Annotated in this window: 17 protein-coding genes and 1 pseudogene; 13 read left to right on the forward strand and 5 right to left on the reverse strand. The window is 49.7% G+C overall.

Annotation, left to right across the window (positions count from 1 at the left end):
• Positions 1-81: 81 nt before the first annotated feature.
• A complete protein-coding gene (locus C9J03_RS13085) occupies positions 82-825 on the forward strand; it encodes a ParA family protein (RefSeq protein WP_231580730.1) in 744 nt (247 codons plus the stop codon).
• 333 nt (positions 826-1,158) lie between these two features.
• Positions 1,159-1,410 carry a hypothetical protein gene (locus C9J03_RS13090; protein ID WP_107291717.1) on the forward strand — a complete coding sequence of 84 codons (252 nt, stop codon included), beginning with the start codon at positions 1,159-1,161 and terminating at the stop codon, positions 1,408-1,410.
• A gap of 33 nt (positions 1,411-1,443) precedes the next feature.
• Here C9J03_RS13090 and metE read toward each other — a convergent pair.
• Positions 1,444-3,519: pseudogene (metE, locus tag C9J03_RS13095) on the reverse strand (5-methyltetrahydropteroyltriglutamate--homocysteine S-methyltransferase); the annotation flags it as partial.
• 234 nt (positions 3,520-3,753) lie between these two features.
• Between metE and metR the strand changes: the two are divergent.
• Positions 3,754-4,665 carry an HTH-type transcriptional regulator MetR gene (metR, locus tag C9J03_RS13100; RefSeq protein WP_044623046.1) on the forward strand — a complete coding sequence of 304 codons (912 nt, stop codon included), beginning with the start codon at positions 3,754-3,756 and terminating at the stop codon, positions 4,663-4,665.
• 44 nt (positions 4,666-4,709) lie between these two features.
• Here the strand turns inward: metR and C9J03_RS13105 are convergent, their stop codons facing one another.
• Positions 4,710-4,898 (reverse strand): DUF4250 domain-containing protein, encoded by a 189-nt coding sequence (locus tag C9J03_RS13105; RefSeq protein WP_044623045.1) that lies wholly within the window; start codon positions 4,896-4,898, stop codon positions 4,710-4,712.
• A 115-nt stretch (positions 4,899-5,013) separates the two neighbouring features.
• Positions 5,014-5,682: a hypothetical protein gene (locus C9J03_RS13110; protein ID WP_044623044.1), complete on the reverse strand. Its 669-nt coding sequence runs from the start codon at positions 5,680-5,682 to the stop codon at positions 5,014-5,016.
• A gap of 260 nt (positions 5,683-5,942) precedes the next feature.
• Between C9J03_RS13110 and C9J03_RS13115 the strand changes: the two genes are divergently transcribed.
• On the forward strand, positions 5,943-7,115 hold the full coding sequence (locus C9J03_RS13115; protein ID WP_044623043.1) for a GGDEF domain-containing protein: 1,173 nt from the start codon (positions 5,943-5,945) through the stop codon (positions 7,113-7,115).
• A gap of 70 nt (positions 7,116-7,185) precedes the next feature.
• On the opposite strand, the gene C9J03_RS13120 is transcribed toward C9J03_RS13115, so the two are convergent.
• Positions 7,186-7,368 (reverse strand): hypothetical protein, encoded by a 183-nt coding sequence (locus C9J03_RS13120; protein WP_146149082.1) that lies wholly within the window; start codon positions 7,366-7,368, stop codon positions 7,186-7,188.
• Between the two features lie 40 nt (positions 7,369-7,408).
• Here C9J03_RS13120 and glpA point away from each other — a divergent pair, with 40 nt between their 5' ends.
• From glpA to C9J03_RS13140, 4 genes are all read left to right on the forward strand, one after another.
• A complete protein-coding gene (gene glpA / locus C9J03_RS13125) occupies positions 7,409-9,088 on the forward strand; it encodes an anaerobic glycerol-3-phosphate dehydrogenase subunit A (protein WP_044623041.1) in 1,680 nt (559 codons plus the stop codon).
• Positions 9,085-10,419 (forward strand): glycerol-3-phosphate dehydrogenase subunit GlpB, encoded by a 1,335-nt coding sequence (gene glpB, locus C9J03_RS13130; RefSeq protein ID WP_044623040.1) that lies wholly within the window; start codon positions 9,085-9,087, stop codon positions 10,417-10,419. The genes glpA and glpB overlap by 4 nt, the downstream gene beginning before the upstream one ends.
• Positions 10,416-11,627 carry an anaerobic glycerol-3-phosphate dehydrogenase subunit GlpC gene (glpC, locus tag C9J03_RS13135; RefSeq protein ID WP_044623039.1) on the forward strand — a complete coding sequence of 404 codons (1,212 nt, stop codon included), beginning with the start codon at positions 10,416-10,418 and terminating at the stop codon, positions 11,625-11,627. The genes glpB and glpC overlap by 4 nt, the downstream gene beginning before the upstream one ends.
• Before the next feature lie 193 nt (positions 11,628-11,820).
• On the forward strand, positions 11,821-13,710 hold the full coding sequence (locus tag C9J03_RS13140; RefSeq protein WP_044623038.1) for a methyl-accepting chemotaxis protein: 1,890 nt from the start codon (positions 11,821-11,823) through the stop codon (positions 13,708-13,710).
• A 43-nt stretch (positions 13,711-13,753) separates the two neighbouring features.
• Here C9J03_RS13140 and C9J03_RS13145 read toward each other — a convergent pair whose 3' ends face one another.
• Entirely contained in the window at positions 13,754-14,965 is a 1,212-nt protein-coding gene (locus C9J03_RS13145) for an MFS transporter (RefSeq protein WP_044624432.1), read from the reverse strand.
• A gap of 101 nt (positions 14,966-15,066) precedes the next feature.
• Between C9J03_RS13145 and C9J03_RS13150 the strand changes: the two genes are divergently transcribed.
• The 5 genes from C9J03_RS13150 (at position 15,067) to C9J03_RS13170 (ending at position 20,947) form a co-directional block, all read left to right on the forward strand.
• Positions 15,067-15,936 (forward strand): LysR family transcriptional regulator, encoded by an 870-nt coding sequence (locus C9J03_RS13150; RefSeq protein ID WP_044623037.1) that lies wholly within the window; start codon positions 15,067-15,069, stop codon positions 15,934-15,936.
• Positions 15,937-16,261: 325 nt separating this feature from the next.
• Complete coding sequence (gene dcuC / locus C9J03_RS13155; RefSeq protein WP_044623036.1) at positions 16,262-17,629, forward strand: anaerobic C4-dicarboxylate transporter DcuC; 1,368 nt, start codon at positions 16,262-16,264, stop codon at positions 17,627-17,629.
• 357 nt (positions 17,630-17,986) lie between these two features.
• Positions 17,987-19,531: a methyl-accepting chemotaxis protein gene (locus tag C9J03_RS13160; RefSeq protein ID WP_044623035.1), complete on the forward strand. Its 1,545-nt coding sequence runs from the start codon at positions 17,987-17,989 to the stop codon at positions 19,529-19,531.
• Between the two features lie 274 nt (positions 19,532-19,805).
• Positions 19,806-20,537 carry a winged helix-turn-helix domain-containing protein gene (locus C9J03_RS13165; RefSeq protein WP_052829738.1) on the forward strand — a complete coding sequence of 244 codons (732 nt, stop codon included), beginning with the start codon at positions 19,806-19,808 and terminating at the stop codon, positions 20,535-20,537.
• Complete coding sequence (locus C9J03_RS13170; protein WP_039462622.1) at positions 20,516-20,947, forward strand: hypothetical protein; 432 nt, start codon at positions 20,516-20,518, stop codon at positions 20,945-20,947. Before C9J03_RS13165 ends, C9J03_RS13170 begins: the two co-directional genes overlap by 22 nt.
• Positions 20,948-20,972: the final 25 nt, after the last annotated feature.

The raw sequence follows: 20,972 nt of genomic DNA on the forward strand, positions 1-20,972 counted from the left end.
TTCTTATTTATTTTTTGGGCGATGTCGTCGCTTATTAGCGATAAGTACTAAAAAAAGCTGGAGAACAACTAAGTGAGTTCTGTGCGAAAACTCTGTGGGCTCAAGTCATCTCGGGCACAAAAAATACTGGTCCTGAACAAGAAAGGAGGAGCTGGAAAATCCACGCTTGCCATCTCACTCTCTAGTGTACTCAGTCGCCACTGCCGAACAGAGTTACTCGATCTCGATAAGCAACGAACTTCGCACTACTGGAGCCACAACAACGATCGGGTTAAAGGTCATCACTTCAACTTCGACCGCGGACAGCTGTTTTCTCTTGCGGTCAAGGTCGATACCGAATGCGAGGTCATCGTCATTGATACCCCATCCAATTTTAGCGCCGTCGAACTTGAACGTTACATCGCACTTGCCGATCGCATCGTGATCCCGGTACAGCCCACCCCCGTCGATATCCATGCGATGCTCAATTTTACCCAACAACTCATAAATACCACTGCCGGCAAGCATAGACGCATACCGGTGGCTATCGTCGCCACCCGAAACGAGAAGGGACCCCAAGGAATCGAATTGCTCAAACGGGTATTAGGTCACCTGCGTTTTCCGTTGCTCGGTTCCATGAGCAACTCCCCAGTTTATCCGCAGGCGTTTGAGGAAGGCTGTAACTTTATGGATATCGATCCATCTATTGACGCCCAGCTATGGTCGAGAGCCTGTAACTGGCTAAAGCTACCGCGCTATCCGGAGCCACAAACCGAAAGGCAGAAAAGACCAAGTATCCTTCCGGATGCTTTCAAGCTGGCTATCGAGCACCCAAACCAACTCTAAGCCGTCAATGGTCCACATTAGTCTTTCACTCACGAAACTTTCATATTTCGTGCAAATTAAGGCCACGACCGCTTGTCAGCGCATAATTATATTTATTACGCAATTATTCAATACGTTAGATATACCTTCTGATACCGCAAAATAAAATATTATGCCAGCAATCCGGTTTTATTGACTATTCGATAACTTAAAGTTTTGTAAATCATCATAGTAATGATTTTTTATCAGCTAAGCTAAATATACCCAAGCAACATTAAGATATGCACCCCGAGAATATCGCTTGGGCAAGAAGGCAATTCGGTATCCCTTTAAATCTTGCTAAGGTAGGCTGTTATGAAAAATGTCGCGTTCATTATTATTGCAGGGTTATGCTTTGCTAATTCTGCCGTCGCTTACGAGCTGCAAGGCCGCAATGACAACAGTGTGGTTTCTCCTCAGACAGTAAAATACCAACCCTCCAATTATGCCCCCTCCAGCAAAGAGCTACAGGGGCAAAAGGAAAGAACTCAATTTCCAGCTCTAAAGACCAAATACACCAAGTCAGACTATAAGCCTAGTTTTGACGATATCAAAGGTCGTTCCTAGACGACACCGGAGCCCCTGGGCCATTTCGGCAGGGGGCCCAGTTTCATTGGGATAGTCAAACGCTTCAAAAGCTTCAAGCAATTCCATGTCGGAGCGAGAGGTTTCGATGGTGATCACATCAGCATCTAGTAAGGCCACCGATTCAATCATATCGTTGAACTCGCTATAGCACATGTGGGTATGGATTTGGGTTTGCGGCTCGGCACTGGCGGCGGAAATCTTAAACGCTTTCACTGCCCAATCCAAATAGGCTTGCCATTGGCTTGCCTTGAGAGGCATCCCTTCGCGGATCGCAGGCTCATCAATCTGGATGATATTGATCCCCTTATCTTGCAAGTCCGCCACCTCATCCCGCAGCGCCAGTGCTATCTGGTTAGCAATCGCCTCACGGCTGAGATCTTCGCGCGGGAACGTCCAGCCCAAAATGGTAACGGGACCGGTGAGCATCCCCTTAACAGGTTTGTCCGTCAGCGACTGGGCATAGTGCGCCCAAGACACGGTCATCGGTGCCGAACGGTAGATGTCTGACACAATAATCGCAGGCTTGACGCAGCGGGAGCCATAGCTCTGTACCCAGCCAAAGCGGGTGGCTGCAAAGCCTTCGAGTAACTCGGCAAAATATTCCACCATATCATTTCGCTCAGCCTCTCCGTGCACCAAGACATCAAGCCCCAACTTGCTCTGGCGCTCAACCGCATCCTTGATATGCCCCTGCATTGCGGTAATGTAGTCATGCTCTGCCAACCGGCCCGCTTTGAAGTCCCGGCGCTGGGAACGGATTTCAGTGGTTTGAGGAAATGACCCAATGGTTGTCGTCGGCAGCAGGGGCAGCCCCAATGATTGACGCTGTACACGGGCGCGCTCGACGTAAGGTAGCTTTCTTGTCGCCAACGCATCGGTGATCGCCGCTGTTCGTTGACGCACCTGCTCGTTATTCACCAGGCTACTGGTTGCCCGGGCCTTAATCGGCGCACTGTAGCGAGCACATTCTTCGAGCGCAATATCGTTACCATCTAAGGCTTGGGACAATAAGGTTAGCTCACGGCATTTCTGCTTGGCAAAAGCCAGCCACTGGCGAACATCGGGATGAAGCTCTGTTTCCAAGTCCAAATCCATCGGGCTGTGAAGCAATGAACACGAAGACGCAAGCCACAACCGCTCGCCCAGTTTCGCTTTGACCGGTTTCAGCTTTTCGACCAAAGCGGTTAGATCCGCGCGCCAGACGTTACGGCCGTTGACGACCCCGGCAGACAATACCCAATCTTCAGGCAAGCGCTCAACCACCTCGTCGAACTGCTCCGGTGCTGCAGTGAGATCGACATGGAGCCCATCGATACTGAGTGCGGTAATCGTATCGAGTTGATGAGTAATACTGTCGAAGTAAGTGGTCAACAGCAGCTTGGGCGAGCCGTGGAGCACCTGATAGGCGAGCTTGAATGAATCAACCCACTCTTTGGGTAACTCTACACCAAGGGCAGGTTCATCGATTTGAACCCACTCAACACCCAGCTTTGCCAATTTGTTGAGAATTTGCTGATATGCAGCCAGCAACCTTGGCAGCAATGTGCGCCTATCGAATCCAGCATCTTTCTCCTTCCCCAGCCAAAGGTAGGAAACCGGCCCCAGCAGTACTGGCTTCACCTTGTGGCCCGCTTTTTTCGCCTCAGCAATTTCTTCAAACAGCTGTGGCCAGCTGACGGTGAACTCATCATCTTGGCTAAATTCCGGCACGATATAGTGATAATTGGTGTTGAACCACTTGGTCATATCCGAAGCCGCACATCCGCAGCCCGTCGGCGCCTTGCCTCTGGCGACTCGGAACAAGGTATCTAAATCCGGGAAACCGCTGCGGTGGCGCTTGGGTAAATGGCCAAGTAGCATACTGGTACCCAAGACATGATCGTACCAGGCAAAATCACCCACGGTGACCAAATCTAGGCCAGCCCCCGATTGCTCCCCCCAATGACGGTGACGCAGCAAGCTGCCAACCTCGTTCAGTTCGGCCTGCGACATGTCGCCACGCCAGTACTTTTCCAGGGCAAACTTCAGCTCGCGCTGGCTGCCGATTCGCGGGTATCCCAAAATATGTGTTGTTGTTTTTAAAATCATTATTGCTCCGTCCATGCATTCTCTTCTTTGTTGGACTAACAATGACCCACGCTCGGACCATGAGCAATTTCTTATCATTAATGTTTATCTTGAATAAAATTCATAAGAATTTACTTGTGTATTTTTAGATACAATTGCATTTAGCCGTCTAGATGTTTACACCGCTATATTTTCTCGCTACATTAAAAAGCGTTTCAGGGATAGCACCAAAGTAGAAAAGTAAGAGGAAGCGATTTGATTGAAATTAAACACTTAAAAACACTCACTGTGTTGAGAGATACCGGATCGCTAACCGCGACAGCCAATACACTCTGTCTAACCCAATCTGCTTTGTCGCATCAACTGAAAGATTTGGAACAGCGATTAGGCAGCCAGCTTTTCCTGCGTAAAACCCGCCCCGTGAAGTTTACGGCTGAGGGCGATATCTTATTGCGGCTTGCCGATGATCTGTTTCCAAGACTGGCGCAGGCCGAGCATGAGCTAGCCAGCCTGAAAGAAGATACCAATGGCCGCCTTCACATGGCGATCGAGTGCCACTCCTGCTTCCAGTGGCTGATGCCGGCCCTCAAGGAATACCAAATTCACTGGCCCAATGTTGCACTCGACTTTTCATCCGGCTTTGGCTTCGAGCCCCTGCCCGCTCTGGGCGCGGGTGAACTCGATCTGGTTATTACCTCAGATATCCAGCCCCGCAGTGACATCCATTTTGAACCCCTATTTGATTTTGAGATGCGTCTGATCGTTTCTCCGCAGTCCCCACTGGCTACCAAAAGCATTATCTTGCCTGAAGATTTGGCCCAAGAAACCATGCTGAGCTATCCGGTACAACGAAACCGGCTTGATGTCGTGAAGCATTTTATGCAACCAGCTGGCGTAGAGCCAGCCAACTGGAAGCAAGCGGATAATACCCTGATGCTGATACAGATGGTATCTGCTGGACTGGGTGTTGCCGCACTGCCAAACTGGGCAGTTTATGACTTTGCCCGTCAGGGGCTGATTATCAGCAAGCCATTGGGTGATGGGTTGTGGCGACGCTTGTTTGCAGCCATTAGGGCGCAAGAACGCGAACGGCATTATTTATCTGCGTTTTTTGCGACGGCCAAACAACAATGCCAGACTCATTTAGAAGGAATTAAGGCTGCATGATAGCGGTTGACGCCGATGCAGCCAGGACAAAAGGTGAGGTGGAATTATTTGAATTGGTTGTTGATAGGATCGTAATGGTAACCCAAGTCTTCCATTTTTTGATTTAACTCGTTGAAGTCCAGTTCGTAGCGACTGACCAACTCTTCGACGGTCGAACACTCAAGGCGTAATCGCTCGTTCACGATACCGAGAACGATGTTGCCATCCATGTTCAAAAGATTATTAATCTCCATACTGCCTGCCCCTCGGTAAGTATTCACTCATGAGTAAGCATAGACAGAATGAGGCGGAAAGAGAAAGCGCCGCCTCACATTTCACCGATATTGCCGAGGCTAAACAGCCTTAAAATTACATTAATGCGACCTGCATGTTGGCTGAGATCACTAAAATGCCAGCAGCGACAACCAATTGCCAACGGTTAACCGTTTTGCCAGTCAACAGATGCATCGACCACACAAGCAAACCTGCTACAAGCAAAACCAAAGCCGCAACCACATTATTAGTCAATAACGCCAATTGAGCCTCATCAAGCTGGTAAGCAAGCCATAGCAGGCAAAGAACACTTACCATCGCACTGACAAACCCTGCAAACGGCAGCAAGCGGTGAAACGCCTGTAGACGGGTTCGCGCCTGTGTCAGCAGGATGTGAGCAGCCAGTGACCCAAATAGTGCAATACTGAACAAACTCAAAATGGCCACGGGTAGAGTCAACGTCGGTAGCAGAGAAAACCAGACAAAAAACGCCAGTACATTAGCCGCATAAAAGACATTGAGAGGGCCCGCATCGCGGGTTTTGCCTGTTTTGACTTTGAGGGTGAAGTAGCCCAGAGCGACCAGCGGCAAGAAAGCATACGGTTGGGCCAGTGCTACGACTAACCAACCCACAAGAAGAGCAGGCAACGTTTTATGGACCCTTCCCCGCTGACCAGGGCAAATCTCACCTTTGGTAAGGACCAAACTCAGAATCAACTGGGCACCAAGCAAAGCAGGGATCAGAAAAATTAAAGCAGTGTTCATGGGATTATCTAGATAGGCCTAACAAAGTGGATGGATGATAGCAATTCCTCCCTTTGATACCAACAGTGAAACAACCGTTCCTAGCGGAAGCTAGGCTTATCGTTCTTATTTTGTTAACAAAGTTAGGCAATTGTGGCTTGTATTTTGGATCAATATCACTGAACAATGTGCGCCAGCGTGAAATAATAGCAATTACTCGCCAGTAAAGATCAATAGCGGTTTAGATCTAGGACTAACAGACATTAGCAAGGATAATCGCTATGACCTCTTCACTGCTGTCACTGTTCAAATCACTCAAGTTATACATCCCCGATCTTTGGAGTGCCCGCGCTCATTCCACCAGCTTCAGAAATACCCGTAGCGGATATCTTCGCAGCCGGGTCACCATGCTCTCTTCGGTCTGGGGGATATTGGTTATTCTCTGGCTCCCCTTTGATTTGATATTGCTCACTGACCCAGTCAACCATCAGATAGCGGCATCTAGGCTGCTGCTTGGTGGCGTACTGTTGATGATTGCGTGGGAAAACCACCAGTATACGACGTTAAAACGAGCCCAATGGTATATGGCCTTGATGGTCGGCAGTATTAACCTGTTTTACCTCTATACCGCTTGGGTTCTGGATTTTCCAACGGTCTATAGTGGCTTTGTCTATGGCTATACCCTGTTGCCGATTGTGCATGTCGCTATCTTAACCATCCTGCCAGTAACCTTAAAAGAAAGCCTCTGCATGCTGGCGGTGACGGCTATCACACAGCTCTTGGTCGATTACTTGGCCGGTCATCTGCTAAACCCTGAAAATATCGCCAGCTACTGGTTACAGAACGTATTGGCCCTGATGGTTGTTTGGTCTCAACTCTCCAAATTGCACATGTTGATGCGGCTCTACCGTCAGGCCACACTCGACCCACTTACGGGGGTATACAACCGCCGGATGCTATTGCAGCTGGCTGACAAGTACCTCGCTAGCTGTGCGCAAAAAGGCCAGCCCTTTTCTGTTCTGCTGTTTGATATCGACCGCTTCAAGCGGATCAACGATTCATGGGGACACGGTGTTGGTGATAAAGTACTGAAAGAATTTGCCCATTTTATGCAGCAACACATCCGCAAATCCGATCTGTTTGGCCGCTTTGGCGGCGAAGAGTTTATCCTCTTCCTGCCACAATGTAGCTCTTGCGACGCAGAGAGAATGGCCGTTCGAATGCTATCGCGCATCCGCGCATTGGAAATCGAAACAGGTATAGATAACACCACGATTCGCTTCACGACAAGTATTGGTATTTCCAACTATGCTAACGGCGACTCTCTTTCATCCTTGATAGATCGCGCCGACAGAGCGCTGTACGATTGCAAAGATGCCGGCCGTGACTGCACCCGCTTCCACCCCGTCGGCTATACACCTATTTCAAGCGAGCGACGCAAAGCTATCGCCTAACCGGCCCTCTATACCCCGATACCTCTGGCAATCATATAGGTGCCTTCAGTTTCGTTTATCCATAAAACGTCTAATTAGGCGCTTTTCCAGCCAGAAGAAGGGCTGATCGCCCTACAAACTGTTTCTTTTTCAGCCAAACAATCATAAATAAGCGCGTTCGAATGCGCGAACGCTCATAAATGTGTAGCCGATCAAATATTACCCCTACAAAAAATGGCATATTAAAGCGCATAAAGTCGAAGGAATTTTCCATTTCCTGATCCACGGACCAAAGACAATAAGCGAAAACGAACATGAATAGTTGGTTTGAAACAGATGTTGTGATTATAGGCGGCGGCGCAACCGGTACAGGTATTATGCGTGACTGTGCCTTGCGCGGAATCCCATGCATCCTAGTTGAAAAAGATGATCTCGCATCTGGGACAACAGGAAGAAACCACGGTCTGCTCCACTCGGGAGCCAGATACGCCGTAACCGATCAGGAATCGGCCAAAGAATGCATCCAGGAAAACCGCATTCTGAAAAACATTGCACGCCATTGTGTTGAAGATACCCAAGGGCTATTCATTTCCCTGCCTGATGATGATCTCGATTTCCAGAAAACCTTTATTTCATCTTGTCAGGCTGCTGATATCGATGTTGAACAACTTTCACCTCAAGATGCACTTCGCCTCGAACCCAACTGTAACCCTGCACTGATTGGCGCAGTAAAAGTCCCCGATGGCACCTTGGATCCGTTCCGCTTGTCAGCATCAAATGTCCTGGATGCCGTTGAACATGGTGCCCGCCTGTTTAACCACACCCATGTCACCGGCCTGATCCGAGACGGGGCAACGGTCCGTGGTGTCTACTGCCTGGACATGAAAACAGGTCAATCATTCGAAATCCGCGCCAAGCAAGTGATAAATGCTGCAGGGATCTGGGGCCAGCAAATTTGTGAATATGGGGATTTATCGATCAAGATGTTCCCGGCCAAGGGCTCATTGCTGATCCTTGATTACCGTATCAACAACCTGGTGATCAACCGCTGCCGTAAACCGTCCGATGCGGACATCCTGGTGCCTGGCGATACCATCTCGCTGATCGGTACCACCTCTGAGCGGATCGATTACGACAAGATTGATGATCTTCATGTCACTAGCAAAGAAATCGACATCCTACTCGAGGAAGGCACCAAGCTCGCCCCGATCATGGCCAATACCAGGGTATTGCGCGCTTATGCAGGCGTCAGGCCGTTGGTCGCTGTCGATGGCGACACCAGCGGTCGAAATATCAGCCGTGGCATTGTCCTGCTCGATCACGCCGAACGTGACGGCCTGGACGGCTTTGTAACCATCACCGGCGGTAAGTTGATGACCTACCGGATGATGGCCGAATGGACTACCGACATGGTGGCGAAAAAACTTGGCAACACCGCCCCGTGCATTACCCATGAAAAGCCACTTCCTGGCTCTGAGCAAGCCCAGCCGAAAAAACTGGCAACGGCAAGCCTTGCCAAGCCGGTTTACCAATCGGCCTTCTACCGACATGGCGAGCGCGCAGAGAAGTTCCTCGGCGATGACAAGAAAAGCCAAGCGGTGATCTGTGAGTGCGAAATGGTGACTTGCGGTGAAGTGGAATATGCCATTAAAGACTTGGATGTTCACAACCTTGTCGACCTTCGTCGCCGTACCCGTATTGGCATGGGCCCGTGCCAAGGTGAGCTCTGCTCCTACCGTGCCGCAGGCCTGTTTTCTGAGTACGGAAAAACATCAGGCAATGCAGCCAGCCACTTGTTGGAGGAGTTTCTAGAAGAGCGCTGGAAAGGGATCAAACCCGTTTTCTGGGGCGATGCTTTGCGTGAAGGCGAGTTCACCTACTGGATCTATGAAGGGCTGTTTGGCGTTAGCGATCTTCCTGAGCAACAAGCAGCCGTGACAACCGAACAACCTACTGCTGCCACAACCCAGCCTGCTGACGAGGTAACACAATGAAATTTGATAGCATCATCATCGGCGGCGGTGTCGCAGGGCTAAGTTGCGCCATCCGCTGTGCTGAAGCAGGGCTGAAAACAGCAGTCATCGCAGCCGGTCAGAGCGCCCTGCACTTCTCTTCAGGCTCGGTTGACGTGCTCAGCCGCCTGCCCAATGGTGAGAACGTCGGTGCACCTTTCTCTGCATTTGCCGATCTGAAAAAGCAATCTCCATCCCACCCCTACAGCAAGCTGGGGGAGCTGCAATGCCGTGAAGCCATTAACTGGTATCAGGATGTGATGGCCGACTGCGGGGTATACCTCACAGCGCAACCTGATGAGATGAACCATTACCGAGTCACCCCGATGGGTACCTTCCGTTCCACCTGGCTGTCACAGCAAACTGTCCACCAGTTCCCGCACCACCAGCTGGCGCAAGGGCTAGCGGAGATTGCCCTGGTCACGGTCGATGGCTTCCGGGATTTCCAGCCCCAACTGGCGGCAGATAACCTGGCCAAGCTCAGCGCCTTCGAGAGCGTTAAGATCAAGACGGCTGCGGTCGAGCTCCCTGATTTCGACAACATGCAGCGCAATCCCTGCGAATTCCGCTCGATTGATATCTCCCGGGTTCTGCGCGACGAGACCAAGCTGCATGCTTTTGCCAAATCCATGATCCAGCAGGTCGGCAAGGCCGATCTTGTGGTATTGCCAGCCATCTTCGGCAACGGCGATGGCGCGGCAACCATCAAGCTACTGGAAGGGCTGACCGGGTTTAAAATTTGTGAGCTGCCAACCATGCCACCTTCGCTGCTGGGGATCCGCCTCGAAGAAGCGATGAAGTCACACTACAAGCGCTTGGGCGGCTTGCTACTGGCTGGTGATGAAGTACGCAAGGGCGAATTCAGCAATGGCCGCCTGATGAAGATTTTCACCCGCAACCATGAAGACATTCCACTGGTTGCTGATCACTTCCTACTGGCAAGCGGTAGCTTTTTCAGCAAAGGGCTATCAGCACAGCGCCATGCAGTGAGCGAACCCATCTTTGGCTTGGATATGGCCCAAAGCGCCCATCGGGATCATTGGTATCAACCACAGTTTTTCACCCCGCAGAGCCACCCGTTCATGAAGATGGGCGTTGAGTGCAATAACCGGCTGAACCCGACAATCAACCAGCAAGTGATCAGCAACCTATACTGTGCCGGGGCCATTTTGGCCCACTACGATCCGGTCCAGGAAGGCTCTGGCTCCGGGGTCGCCATTTCCACCGGATATTTTGTTGCCCAACAGATGATTACTGCCCATCAGCAACAGCAAACAGATACACAGCCAAAACAAGAAAGGACTACCGCATGAGCCTTCTGCAAAAAGATACCAGCTTCGACCAATGTATCAAATGTACAGTCTGTACAGTCTACTGCCCGGTCGCCAAAGCGAACCCGCAATACCCTGGCCCTAAGCAATGCGGCCCAGACGGTGAGCGCCTGCGGATCAAAAGCCCTGACTTTTACGATGAGACACTAAAGCTGTGTACCAACTGCAAGCGCTGTGAAACCGCCTGTCCATCCGGTGTGAAAATCGGCGATATGATAGCCGTCGCCCGCGATGAGCATGCCAAGTTACCGATGAACATCAAGACTATCCGTGACTTTGTGTTAAGCCACACCGACTTAATGGGCTCGGCAGCCACCCCGTTTGCACCGATCGTCAACACCATCACAGGGTTGAAACCGGTCAAGAAAATCATGCACAAGACCATTGGCGTGCATGATCACAAGAGCTTGCCAAAATACTCGCATGGCACATTCCGCCGCTGGTACAAACAAAACTGTACCAGCCAAGCGCTTTATCCCAAGCAAGTGCATTATTTCCATGGCTGTTATGTGAACTATAACCACCCGCAGCTAGGCAAAGACTTTGTCAGTGTCATGAATGCGATGAGCATTGGTGTGCAGCTGATGGACAAGGAAAAGTGCTGTGGCGTACCTTTGATTGCCAATGGCTTTTTCGACAAGGCGAAGAAAAATGCCAAGCTCAACATCGACAATTTTTCCGCTGCGGTTGAGAAGCATGATGCCCCTATTCTCTCTACGTCTTCGACGTGCTCTTTCACACTGAAAGAGGAATACCCGAATGTCCTAAAAGTCGATAACAGCAAAGTCGCTAACAAGATAGAGTACGTGACCCGCTTCTTGCTCAAGGAATTCATGAACGGACGCGCCCCGAAGATGAAACCACTGAACAAGAAGGTGGTATACCATACACCTTGCCACCTCGAAAAAACCGGCGGCAGCTTATACACCATCGAGCTGTTGAAGCAGATCCCGGGCCTTGAGGTCGAAGTCCTCGACAGCCAGTGCTGTGGCCTAGCGGGAACGTACGGCTTCAAAACGGAAAATTATGAGACCTCGATGGCTATCGGCGGCAACTTGTTTAACCAGATCAAGCGTTCCAAAGCCGATTATGCGATAACCGACTGCGAAACCTGTAAATGGCAGATTGAGGAAAATACCCACTTGGAAACCATCCATCCTGTTTCCTTGTTAGCGATGGCTCTGGCCTAAGTCACTAGCCTTAACCCTCGATCCCGAAGTTTGCCCCAGTTCCCCGACTTTAGGGCAAGTTTCGGGATTTTTTCATTTCTGATCCTATAGTTGTATATGACAATGCAGACTTTTGTGTAGTTGTTTGCCGACATTACGGCCCACACCCAGCACTCTACATCACTGGGGTATACCACTAAACGGGGAGAGTGGAATGCAAACTCATTTATTTACAACAATTAAAGCTAAGCTCTACCTCACCAGCCTGTTTCTTATCGGTGCCATGGTGGCGTTCGGTATCCTCGAAACCCTTTCTTTTATGAAATTGGACAACCTGCAACACGCTGCCCAGGAAACAGCTCACAGCAATGCCGACCTACAGGCCCTTCGACGCTACGAAAAAGACTTCCTAGCCCGACTGGATGAAAGCTACATTGAGAAATTCAACCAGAAGCAAATCAGCCTCAATGCGAGGTTAGAGCAAGTAAAAACCCTGCTGGCGCAGTACAGCGACGAGAATAACTCAGAATTCGAGCAGGTTATGGCATCACTCGACAGCTATGCCACCCAATTTAACCTCATCGCCGATCAAACCATCCTGCTGGGCCTGACACCTTCTGATGGATTGCGGGGCAACATCCGCTCGGCCGCCAACGAAACGGAAGAATTGCTACTGGTTAGCGGCAACGAAAAGCTCTACCGCCTTCTACTGACCTTGCGCCGAAATGAAAAGGACTTCCTCATCACCAAAGATCCGAATCACGTTGCCGCCTTTAATAACAATCTCGACACGCTTTTCTCAACCTTGTCCAATAGCGAACTCTCCACAGCGGAGCAAAAAACATTAAGAAGAAGTCTTATTATCTATCAAATGATGTTTGACGAGTTGGTACAAGGCCATACCGATATTGGCCTCACCTATTCTGAGGGGCTTTATGGCGAACTACGGGCTAATATCCATGAGGTTGAAAGCCATATTGAACACCTTGAACAAACGATCATCAAGGCAATAAATGACATGCAGTCTCAGGAAAAAACGATCCTCCTACTCGGGGGCGGCGCCATTACCCTTGTCATGACACTGGTACTGTTAGTGATCAGCCGTACCATCAGCCAGCGACTCAATGCGGTTAACCATATGATGGAAGACATCGCCCAAGGTGACGGTGACCTGACTGCGCGAATGAATGACAGCGGCGATGATGAATTGGCGCAACTAAGCCGCTCTTTTGATCGGTTTACCGGAAAACTGCAAGTCATCATCAGCAATATTGCCGAGATCGCCAAACAGCTCTCCCTGTCAGCCAACGAGTCTCAATCTGCCACCTCTGGCAGCTTGGCCAATGCCGAACAGCAACAGGGGGAATCCGCCAACGTTGCCACTTCAGTCAATGAACTGCTGGCTACCAGCAGCGAAATAGCCGGCAATATCAATGATACGGCGGCGGCCGCACAACACGGGCAGGAAAATGCGGTGAGAAGTTTGGAAATCAGCCAGCAGGCGGCAGCTTCCATCCATGCGCTCGCCCACGAAATTGAGGCCGCGCAACAACAGATCCTGACGCTGGAGACACAAAGTCAAAATATCAACAAGGTGACCTCGGTGATCAGGGACATTACCGATCAAACCAACCTGCTGGCCCTCAATGCAGCGATCGAAGCTGCCCGAGCAGGAGAGCACGGCCGAGGGTTTGCCGTCGTGGCAGACGAAGTCCGGCAACTGGCCCAGCGTACCCATAGCTCGACCCAAGAAATTGAGCAAACCATCGAACAGCTGCTCAACACTGTCAGCCAGAGTGTATCTGCGATGCAGCACAGCCAAACATTGGCCGGTGAAACCGTGGCACACACCCAACAAGCGAAAGAAGCAGCCGATCTTATCGTTGAGGCCATTACCGACATTTCGGATCGGAGCCTGCAGATCGCCTCGGCGTCCGAGCAACAGGCGGCGGTGTCAGCAGAAATCGATCAAAACATCCACCGTATTGCTGAGCTGGCCACCAATACGGCAACAGCCGTCGGCCAAGCCAGCGCTAGCAGCCAAGGTGTAGCGGATATGGCTGCTCAGTTAGATGCTATGGTCGGGCAATTCAAATACAAATAATCAAACAGCAAAGCAACTTAGGTTTCTCTGGCTGAAATAAAGCCTAGCGGGGCTCAGAGGGTAATGGGGCATCGGCGCTTCCCTCTGTTCCGGCATGTAGCCGGTAACATAGTCCTGCCAGCAAGGCATAAAGCAGAGAGCCTCCCGCAATCACCCCGGTCCAGCCAAAATACTGCCAACAACCAATCAGATAGAAGCCCCCCAAGCTGCCACCGGCATAGTAATGAACCAAGTAAAGCGCCGTTGCTGTTGCCTTGGCATTTTTGGCTCTTTGACTGACCCAGCCATAAGCCAATGAATGGGTAAAAAACGACCCCGAGCTGATCAGCAACAACCCAATCACCATAGCAACCACAGACTCATACCAAGCGACCCACATGCCCAGCGCACTGACACCGGTTCCCAGTACCATCCCCAGCACAGGCGAAAACCGTTGGGTCCAACGACCACTTAACTTGGCTGATACCGTCCCACTGAGATAGCATAAGAAAATCATCGACGCCCAACTAACCGGTACCGAATAAGGCTCCGCGACTAGGCGAAAGCCCATGACCGAATACAAGTTAACAAACAAGGCAAAGTTGACCCCGCCAATCAGCATCGCCTGCCACAGCTCTGGAGTTCGCAGGTGCACCAACACACTGTAGGTTTGCTGTCTCAATTGCCCCTTGACCGGCCTGAAGTTACGCTGCTCGGGCAACAGAAAATAAATGGCTATCGCCACCAGCAAGCTAAACACGGCCATGCAGACAACCGCACCTTGCCAGCCATAACGCTCGGACAAAAAACCGCCGGAGATCCTGCCTGCAATCCCGCCAAGTGAATTGGCGCTGATATATCCCCCCACGGCCAGCATCAAGGCCCGCGACGTAAACTCTTCAGCCATATACGCCACCGCCACTGCCGCGAAACCGGCCAAGGCGGCTCCCATCAGGGCCCGGCTCAAGCTCAGCATCAGCAAGCTTTCAACGGTCAGCATCATAAATCCAATCACCGGTAATAGCGCCAGGCTGATTAACATGACCGCACGCCGCCCGATACGTTCTGACCATACCGCCCACGGCACCAGTGTAACGGCCAGCGCCAAGGTTGCTGCCGCCACCAGCCAGTTAACCTGGGTAGCCGAAACTGAAAAATGCACGGCCATCAAAGGCAGCATGGGCTGGAACAAATACAGATTGCAGAAAATAAGGAATGAACCCAAGCATAGGGCGAAACTGGCCCTTCGGTATTCAGTCGTATGTATGTCTATCATGTCGGTTGTCAGCAAAAGAAAACTGCTTTAAACGTAGCAATTCGATAGGAATAATGAAAATATATTAAAAATATGGAAGTGATAAAGGAAATATATAGCCAATGGATATCCGACAGCTCAATTACTTTGTCACGCTGGCCGACACAGCCAACTTTACTCGTGCCGCAGCCAAGCTCCATATTGCCCAACCCGCACTTAGCATCGCGGTGAAAAAGTTCGAAGAGCAACTGGGTATAGTCCTGTTCGATCGCAATGAACGGCGGGTCTCCCTTACACCGGAGGGCGAGGTATTGCTTCGCCATGCGCGCCTGATCCTACAAAGCGTCCACGATGCCACCGTCGCGATGGAAGAGTTAAAAGGGCTTACCAAGGGAGAAGTCAAGCTGGGCGTGCCCAGCTCGCTGGGTTCATACTACTTGCCCGATATTCTGATGGGCTTCAAGAGCCAATACCCCAATCTCAAACTAACCATCGTTGAGGCCGGAACGCAAACCATCCGCCGGATGCTGCTAGATAAAGAGCTCGATCTGGGAATCATCCACTGCGACCATGTGCCGGACCGGTTGGCAACCGAGCACCTGCTCACCACCCAGATGGTCGCAGCCGTCCATCCTGAAAACCCCTTAGCCGACCTAGACAGTATCGACTTCGCAACCTTCTTCGAGCAAGAGCTGGTAATGTTCAAACCCGGATATTTCCATCGCGAATACATTGATCGTATTTGCCAAGAAAATAACTTCGAGCCCAACATTGCTTTTGAAACCAATTTACTGCCGATGATATTGAAAATTGTCCGTAATGACTTTGCTGTCGCAGCGCTGCTAGACATGGTGACAGAAAATGAGTCTGGACTGGTGCCGATCCCCTTCGAACAGCCGGTAATATTGAGCATTGCTATTGCATGGCGAAAAGACGGCTATTTGTCGGTCGCAGACAAAGCCTTCATGGAATATGTAAAGAACAATCGATAAATGTAATAATCTTTACATCCCGTAACACGACAAACCCGTTATGACTTCATATAGGCAATGTATTACCTGCATTTAAGCAGATATGATTAAAAGACAAGCAAAACATAATCATTAACGTCCTTTAAACATCTGATGTTGCGTGTCTTTTCATGGTTGTAGCGCAGCATTAACACATTACTCTAAATTCTGTTTCAGATCATAAACTGGTCCGATTATTGTCGTTCCTCCACCACTTTTTAGGTAAATTTATCGAAAATAATGTGTAAGAAAATTTGATCAATTGACACATTGTTTCTTAATTTTGTGGTTTAAGAGGATTTTTTCCATGTTGGAGCTATTGATTGGCCTAGCAGTCACCATTGCTGTTGGCTATTTCATTATTAAAGGATACAAACCTGCTGGTGTGTTATTGACCGCTGGCCTACTGTTACTGCTCATTACCGGCGTATTGGGATATCAGGTGTTACCTGCCAAGATCCAAGCAACCGGTAATTTCGTGACCGACTCATTAGAGTATGTGAAGTACATGCTGCAGTACCGCGGGGGCGGTCTGGGTATGCAGATCATGCTACTCTGTGGTTTTGCGTCCTACATGACGCACATCGGCGCCAACAACGTCGTGGTAAAACAATTCTCTAAGCCACTTTCTGTAATTAAGTCACCTTATATCTTGCTGGTAGCGGCCTACATCGTTGCCTGTTTGATGTCACTAGCAGTAAGCTCGGCAACCGGTCTGGGTGTACTGCTGATGGCCACCCTTTTCCCGATGATGACAGCTATGGGGATCTCACGCCCAGCGGCGGTCGCTATCTGTGCATCACCGGCGGCCATTATTCTTTCGCCAACATCCGGTGACGTAATTGTTGCAGCAGAAAAATCCGGCCTACCGCTGCACGTATTTGCTGTAGAAACCGTCCTGCCAGTATCTATCTGCGCCATTATCGTGATGGCAGCGGCTGCGTTCTTCTGGAACAAGTACTTGGATAAAAAAGAAAATATCGTTATGGAAAAAGTCGATATTTCTGAAATCGAAGTTAAGGCACCGGCTTACTACGCTATCCTGCCATTCCTGCCGATTATCGGTGTCTTCGCTTTCAATGGTGAAACCATTCCTGGCTTGTCGCTGGATATCTACACCATCGTGGTAATGTCTATCTTCATCGGCGCGATTGTTGATTTCGTGACCAAGCGCTTCAAAGGTAAAGAGACACTGGAAGATCTAGAGGCATGTTACCAAGGTATGGCTGACGCCTTTAAAGGGGTTGTGATGTTGTTGGTTGCAGCGGGTGTCTTCGCACAGGGCCTGATGTCTATCGGTGCCATCGACAACCTGATCGGCCTGGCTGAAGCCGCTGGCGCGGGCGGTTTTGCCCTAATGCTGCTTCTGACCGGCCTAACGGTTGCTGCTGCGATCGCTACCGGTTCGGGTAACGCCCCGTTCTACGCCTTCGTTGAACTTGCCCCCGCCCTAGCGGGTAAAATGGGCCTAAGCCCTGCATTCCTTATCATCCCAATGCTGCAGGCGTCTAACCTAGGCCGTACGATTTCACCGGTATCTGGTGTTATCGTTGCCACATCTGGTATGGGTAACGTCAGTCCGTTCGAAGTGGTTAAGCGTACGTCAGTACCGGTTCTGTGTGGTCTGTTGACGGTCATCATCGGTACTGTGGCCTTGGTACCTATGTACAGCTGACCCTTTGTAGCTATCGCAATTAGCTAGCAAGCATAGAGATCCCGATATGACATTCGTTATATCGGGATTTTTTATTATCAACACTTTACTTTGATTTTTGGATCTCTGATTTGGTAAAGCCGATAAACCGCTTCAAAGAAAGCCCATTATTAGATCTTTATGCCAATTTGGCATATTAAAACAAAATATTACAGCATTTCCCTGTTAGCTGTAATTTACCTTGTTCAAAACCAGTCTACAGTAGATGTTAGACCAGTTAGAAATCTACCATAAAAAACAAAATGATAGTTTCGGCCTAATAGAGCTGCAGTATCGCTTTTGTCGTCAGGCCTTTTGCGGATTGAAGAGGAACTTGCGATGAGAAAGAACCAGCATGTGAACAATCATGAGATTGAACTTAGGCCAGACTCACAGCTTGTCACCACCACTGATACCCAGGGCGTCATCACTTACGCTAACGAGGAGTTTGTGGCGATCAGTGGCTACCGCGCAGATGAATTAATCGGACAGCATCACAATATCATCCGCCACCCCGACATGCCACGCCAGGCTTTCGCCGACCTGTGGCACCACCTGAAAAAAGGTCAACCCTGGCGTGGGTTGGTTAAAAATCGCTGCAAGGATGGTAGCTTTTATTGGGTCGATGCCTACGTCACACCGCTCTATGAAAACAACCAATTAATTGGCTACCAGTCGGTAAGGCGTAAACCCTCGACGGCCATGAAATCCACCGCCTCTGCCATCTACCAGCAGCTCAACCAGAACAAGAATCCCTATGCATTCAAGCTATCAGTAATGCAAAAACTCGGTGTCGCCGCTTTACTCGTCCTCGGCTCCGTGATCAGCTCTTTTCTCTTCCTCGACCAATACAAACTGCTTGGCGAATTGCTTCCACTTTGTTTGCTTGGCGTGCTGTACCGACAAGAGCTATTCGTTACCCCGCGTTTTTTTGCACAGCTCGAAAAAGACTATGACAGCCTCACCCGTTTGATCTATTGCGGTGATACCCCCTCCTCAATCGCGCAATTTCACCTCGCCCTCGATGACGCCCGAATAAAAACGGTGCTTGGCCGTACGGCCGATGTTTCAAAGACACTCAATGCCGTCGCCGATGATCTGCTGACGGCTTCGCAAGAGACGCAAAGTTCCATTTCAGAGCAAGATCGAGATACCCAGCTAGTCGCTTCGGCAATCACCGAGTTATCAGCGGTTGCCAATGAAATTGCAAACAACACCCAAATGACCAACGACAAGGTCAACCAAACCCAGAAACAGTGTAGCGATACCGAAACGGTGCTAACAACCACGCTTGATAACATCAATGCATTGGCAATCGAAACCCAAAACACCGCCACAACGGCCAAGTCACTCACCAAGGTCTCAGATCAAATCCACAGTATGATGGTGGAAATTCAAGGGATTGCCGAGCAAACTAACCTATTGGCACTCAATGCTGCAATTGAAGCTGCCCGCGCGGGCGAGCAAGGAAGAGGCTTTGCCGTCGTAGCCGATGAAGTCAGAGCTCTGTCTCAGCGCACCCATGGTGCCACCGAGCAAATCCAGTCGAGTATCGGGGACATCAACACCACACTTGAACAGTGGCAACTAACCACCTCCGAGAGTATTACCCGCACCCAGCAATGCGTTGACGATACCAATATCACCGCCGAAAAAGTCAGAGAAGTGGCGAAAATGGTCGATGAAATTGCTGAAATATCCAGCCAGATAGCAACCGCGGCAGAGGAACAAGGCGCCGTGACCCAAGATGTCAGCAACAACGTCCATCAAATTTCCTACCTTTCAACCAAAAACCTCGAGCATGTCGGGGTGATGGAAGCGGCATCGAAGCAAATGCGGGAAAAAGTAACCATGCTGGAAAGAATGAGCAAATCATTCGACTAAATACCGTCAGCCAAGTTGCTTCAGGGCTCAGCGATGGCACACTTGTCCCACGATGTACCTTGAAGTTACTTGGTTATGGGCTTTCGCCAACGGAGCGCATATTACAAGCCAATAAAGCCAAAGTGGTCATAATCCTGCTTTATCAACACTTCGCATGCGATATATACTAGTAACTATCTGCTTCAAACCCAGCCGCATATAACAGAAAACTAACGGTGGAAGCCGTTTGTTCCTCTATATTGGCTTTTGACTTCGCATCAATTACGCAAACAGTATGGATAATAATCATCAACCTACATTGCCCTATATCTCATTACAGTCGTTGGTCATCTCAATCAATGATCTCACTATCAAACAGGCCAACACCGGCGCTCAAAACAAGCTTCGTGTCAAAGAAATAGAGTTACTGAAAATCCTTTGTCAAAACTATCCTGAAGTGACCCTTCGAAAAGAGCTAGCAGACACTATTTGGGCGGGAACCTACGCCTCTGATTTCACCATAAACCAAACAGTTAACGGTCTCCGATCTAAGCTCTTCGAGCTGGGAAAAACATATATTGTGACAGTGCCCAAACGAGGCTATAAGCTAACCATAGCGCCACAATACCATGACAGCGAAACACAGGCAGCAACCAATTCGATTAGCTCGCACATTTCGCAATTGTCACCGAAACACACTCCTTCGCCAAAGCCGACCGACACCGCTGCAGGCATGCCGGAATCGAGCCAGAGAAACTCCCTGCCCCTTGCCCATCTCAAATCATTCCGCTTTTACCTTTTTGCATTATGTTCAAGCATTTTGCTTGTCGCCCTGCTGCATTGGCTACAGCCAACCGATACGGTCTATATGATGGGAGATACAAGCGTACTGTTCATCCCAGATGATCATGAAACAACACTACTCGAACGCGTCACGGAGCAAGGCACTTATCAATACATCGACAAAATAAAGGAAACCCTTTATGGCTGTAACGAGAATCTCGCATGTTCGAAAATAAAACCGTAATTATCCATTTCATTATTTTGGTACTCCTTTTCTCTGCAGCACTGCTCACAGCCAAAGAAAAGATCCTGCCAACATTCCGCCAACACCAAGGGATGTGGTATGGCACCATTGAAGACGACTTACGTTTCTACGTCGAGTTAAACGGCAATCAGATGAATCTTTACGGTCAAGATAGGCAAGATCATAAATTTGAGGTGAAGTATCTCAGCCACTATCAAAAAGACGTGGATAACCGTATTGTGATCAGGCAAATTGCTGCCAATGCCGACGATCTAAAGTTGAAAAATAACCTTGATCACAAAACCCATATTGTCAGCTCAGTTCGTTTTATCGCCGTGGAAAACCGGCTGCTCGCCAGTTTTTACAATGGCTATGAACTCAAGGTATATCAGCTCAAGCCAGTTCAATAACAGGGTGATCTTTTCAAAACTAACC

The organism is Photobacterium gaetbulicola (assembly GCF_003025515.1).
Classification (GTDB): Bacteria; Pseudomonadota; Gammaproteobacteria; order Enterobacterales; family Vibrionaceae; genus Photobacterium; species Photobacterium gaetbulicola.

What these genes read in the sequence shown, in the direction of transcription:
- C9J03_RS13090 (WP_107291717.1), top strand. Translation starts at nt 1,159, where the DNA reads ATGAAAAATGTCGCGTTCATTATTATTGCAGGGTTATGCTTTGCTAAT.
- C9J03_RS13105 (WP_044623045.1), bottom strand. Translation starts at nt 4,898, where the DNA reads ATGGAGATTAATAATCTTTTGAACATGGATGGCAACATCGTTCTCGGT.
- C9J03_RS13110 (WP_044623044.1), bottom strand. Translation starts at nt 5,682, where the DNA reads ATGAACACTGCTTTAATTTTTCTGATCCCTGCTTTGCTTGGTGCCCAG.
- C9J03_RS13115 (WP_044623043.1), top strand. Translation starts at nt 5,943, where the DNA reads ATGACCTCTTCACTGCTGTCACTGTTCAAATCACTCAAGTTATACATC.
- C9J03_RS13120 (WP_146149082.1), bottom strand. Translation starts at nt 7,368, where the DNA reads ATGGAAAATTCCTTCGACTTTATGCGCTTTAATATGCCATTTTTTGTA.
- glpA (WP_044623041.1), top strand. Translation starts at nt 7,409, where the DNA reads ATGAATAGTTGGTTTGAAACAGATGTTGTGATTATAGGCGGCGGCGCA.
- glpB (WP_044623040.1), top strand. Translation starts at nt 9,085, where the DNA reads ATGAAATTTGATAGCATCATCATCGGCGGCGGTGTCGCAGGGCTAAGT.
- glpC (WP_044623039.1), top strand. Translation starts at nt 10,416, where the DNA reads ATGAGCCTTCTGCAAAAAGATACCAGCTTCGACCAATGTATCAAATGT.
- C9J03_RS13140 (WP_044623038.1), top strand. Translation starts at nt 11,821, where the DNA reads ATGCAAACTCATTTATTTACAACAATTAAAGCTAAGCTCTACCTCACC.
- C9J03_RS13145 (WP_044624432.1), bottom strand. Translation starts at nt 14,965, where the DNA reads ATGATAGACATACATACGACTGAATACCGAAGGGCCAGTTTCGCCCTA.
- C9J03_RS13150 (WP_044623037.1), top strand. Translation starts at nt 15,067, where the DNA reads ATGGATATCCGACAGCTCAATTACTTTGTCACGCTGGCCGACACAGCC.
- dcuC (WP_044623036.1), top strand. Translation starts at nt 16,262, where the DNA reads ATGTTGGAGCTATTGATTGGCCTAGCAGTCACCATTGCTGTTGGCTAT.
- C9J03_RS13160 (WP_044623035.1), top strand. Translation starts at nt 17,987, where the DNA reads ATGAGAAAGAACCAGCATGTGAACAATCATGAGATTGAACTTAGGCCA.
- C9J03_RS13165 (WP_052829738.1), top strand. Translation starts at nt 19,806, where the DNA reads ATGGATAATAATCATCAACCTACATTGCCCTATATCTCATTACAGTCG.
- C9J03_RS13170 (WP_039462622.1), top strand. Translation starts at nt 20,516, where the DNA reads ATGTTCGAAAATAAAACCGTAATTATCCATTTCATTATTTTGGTACTC.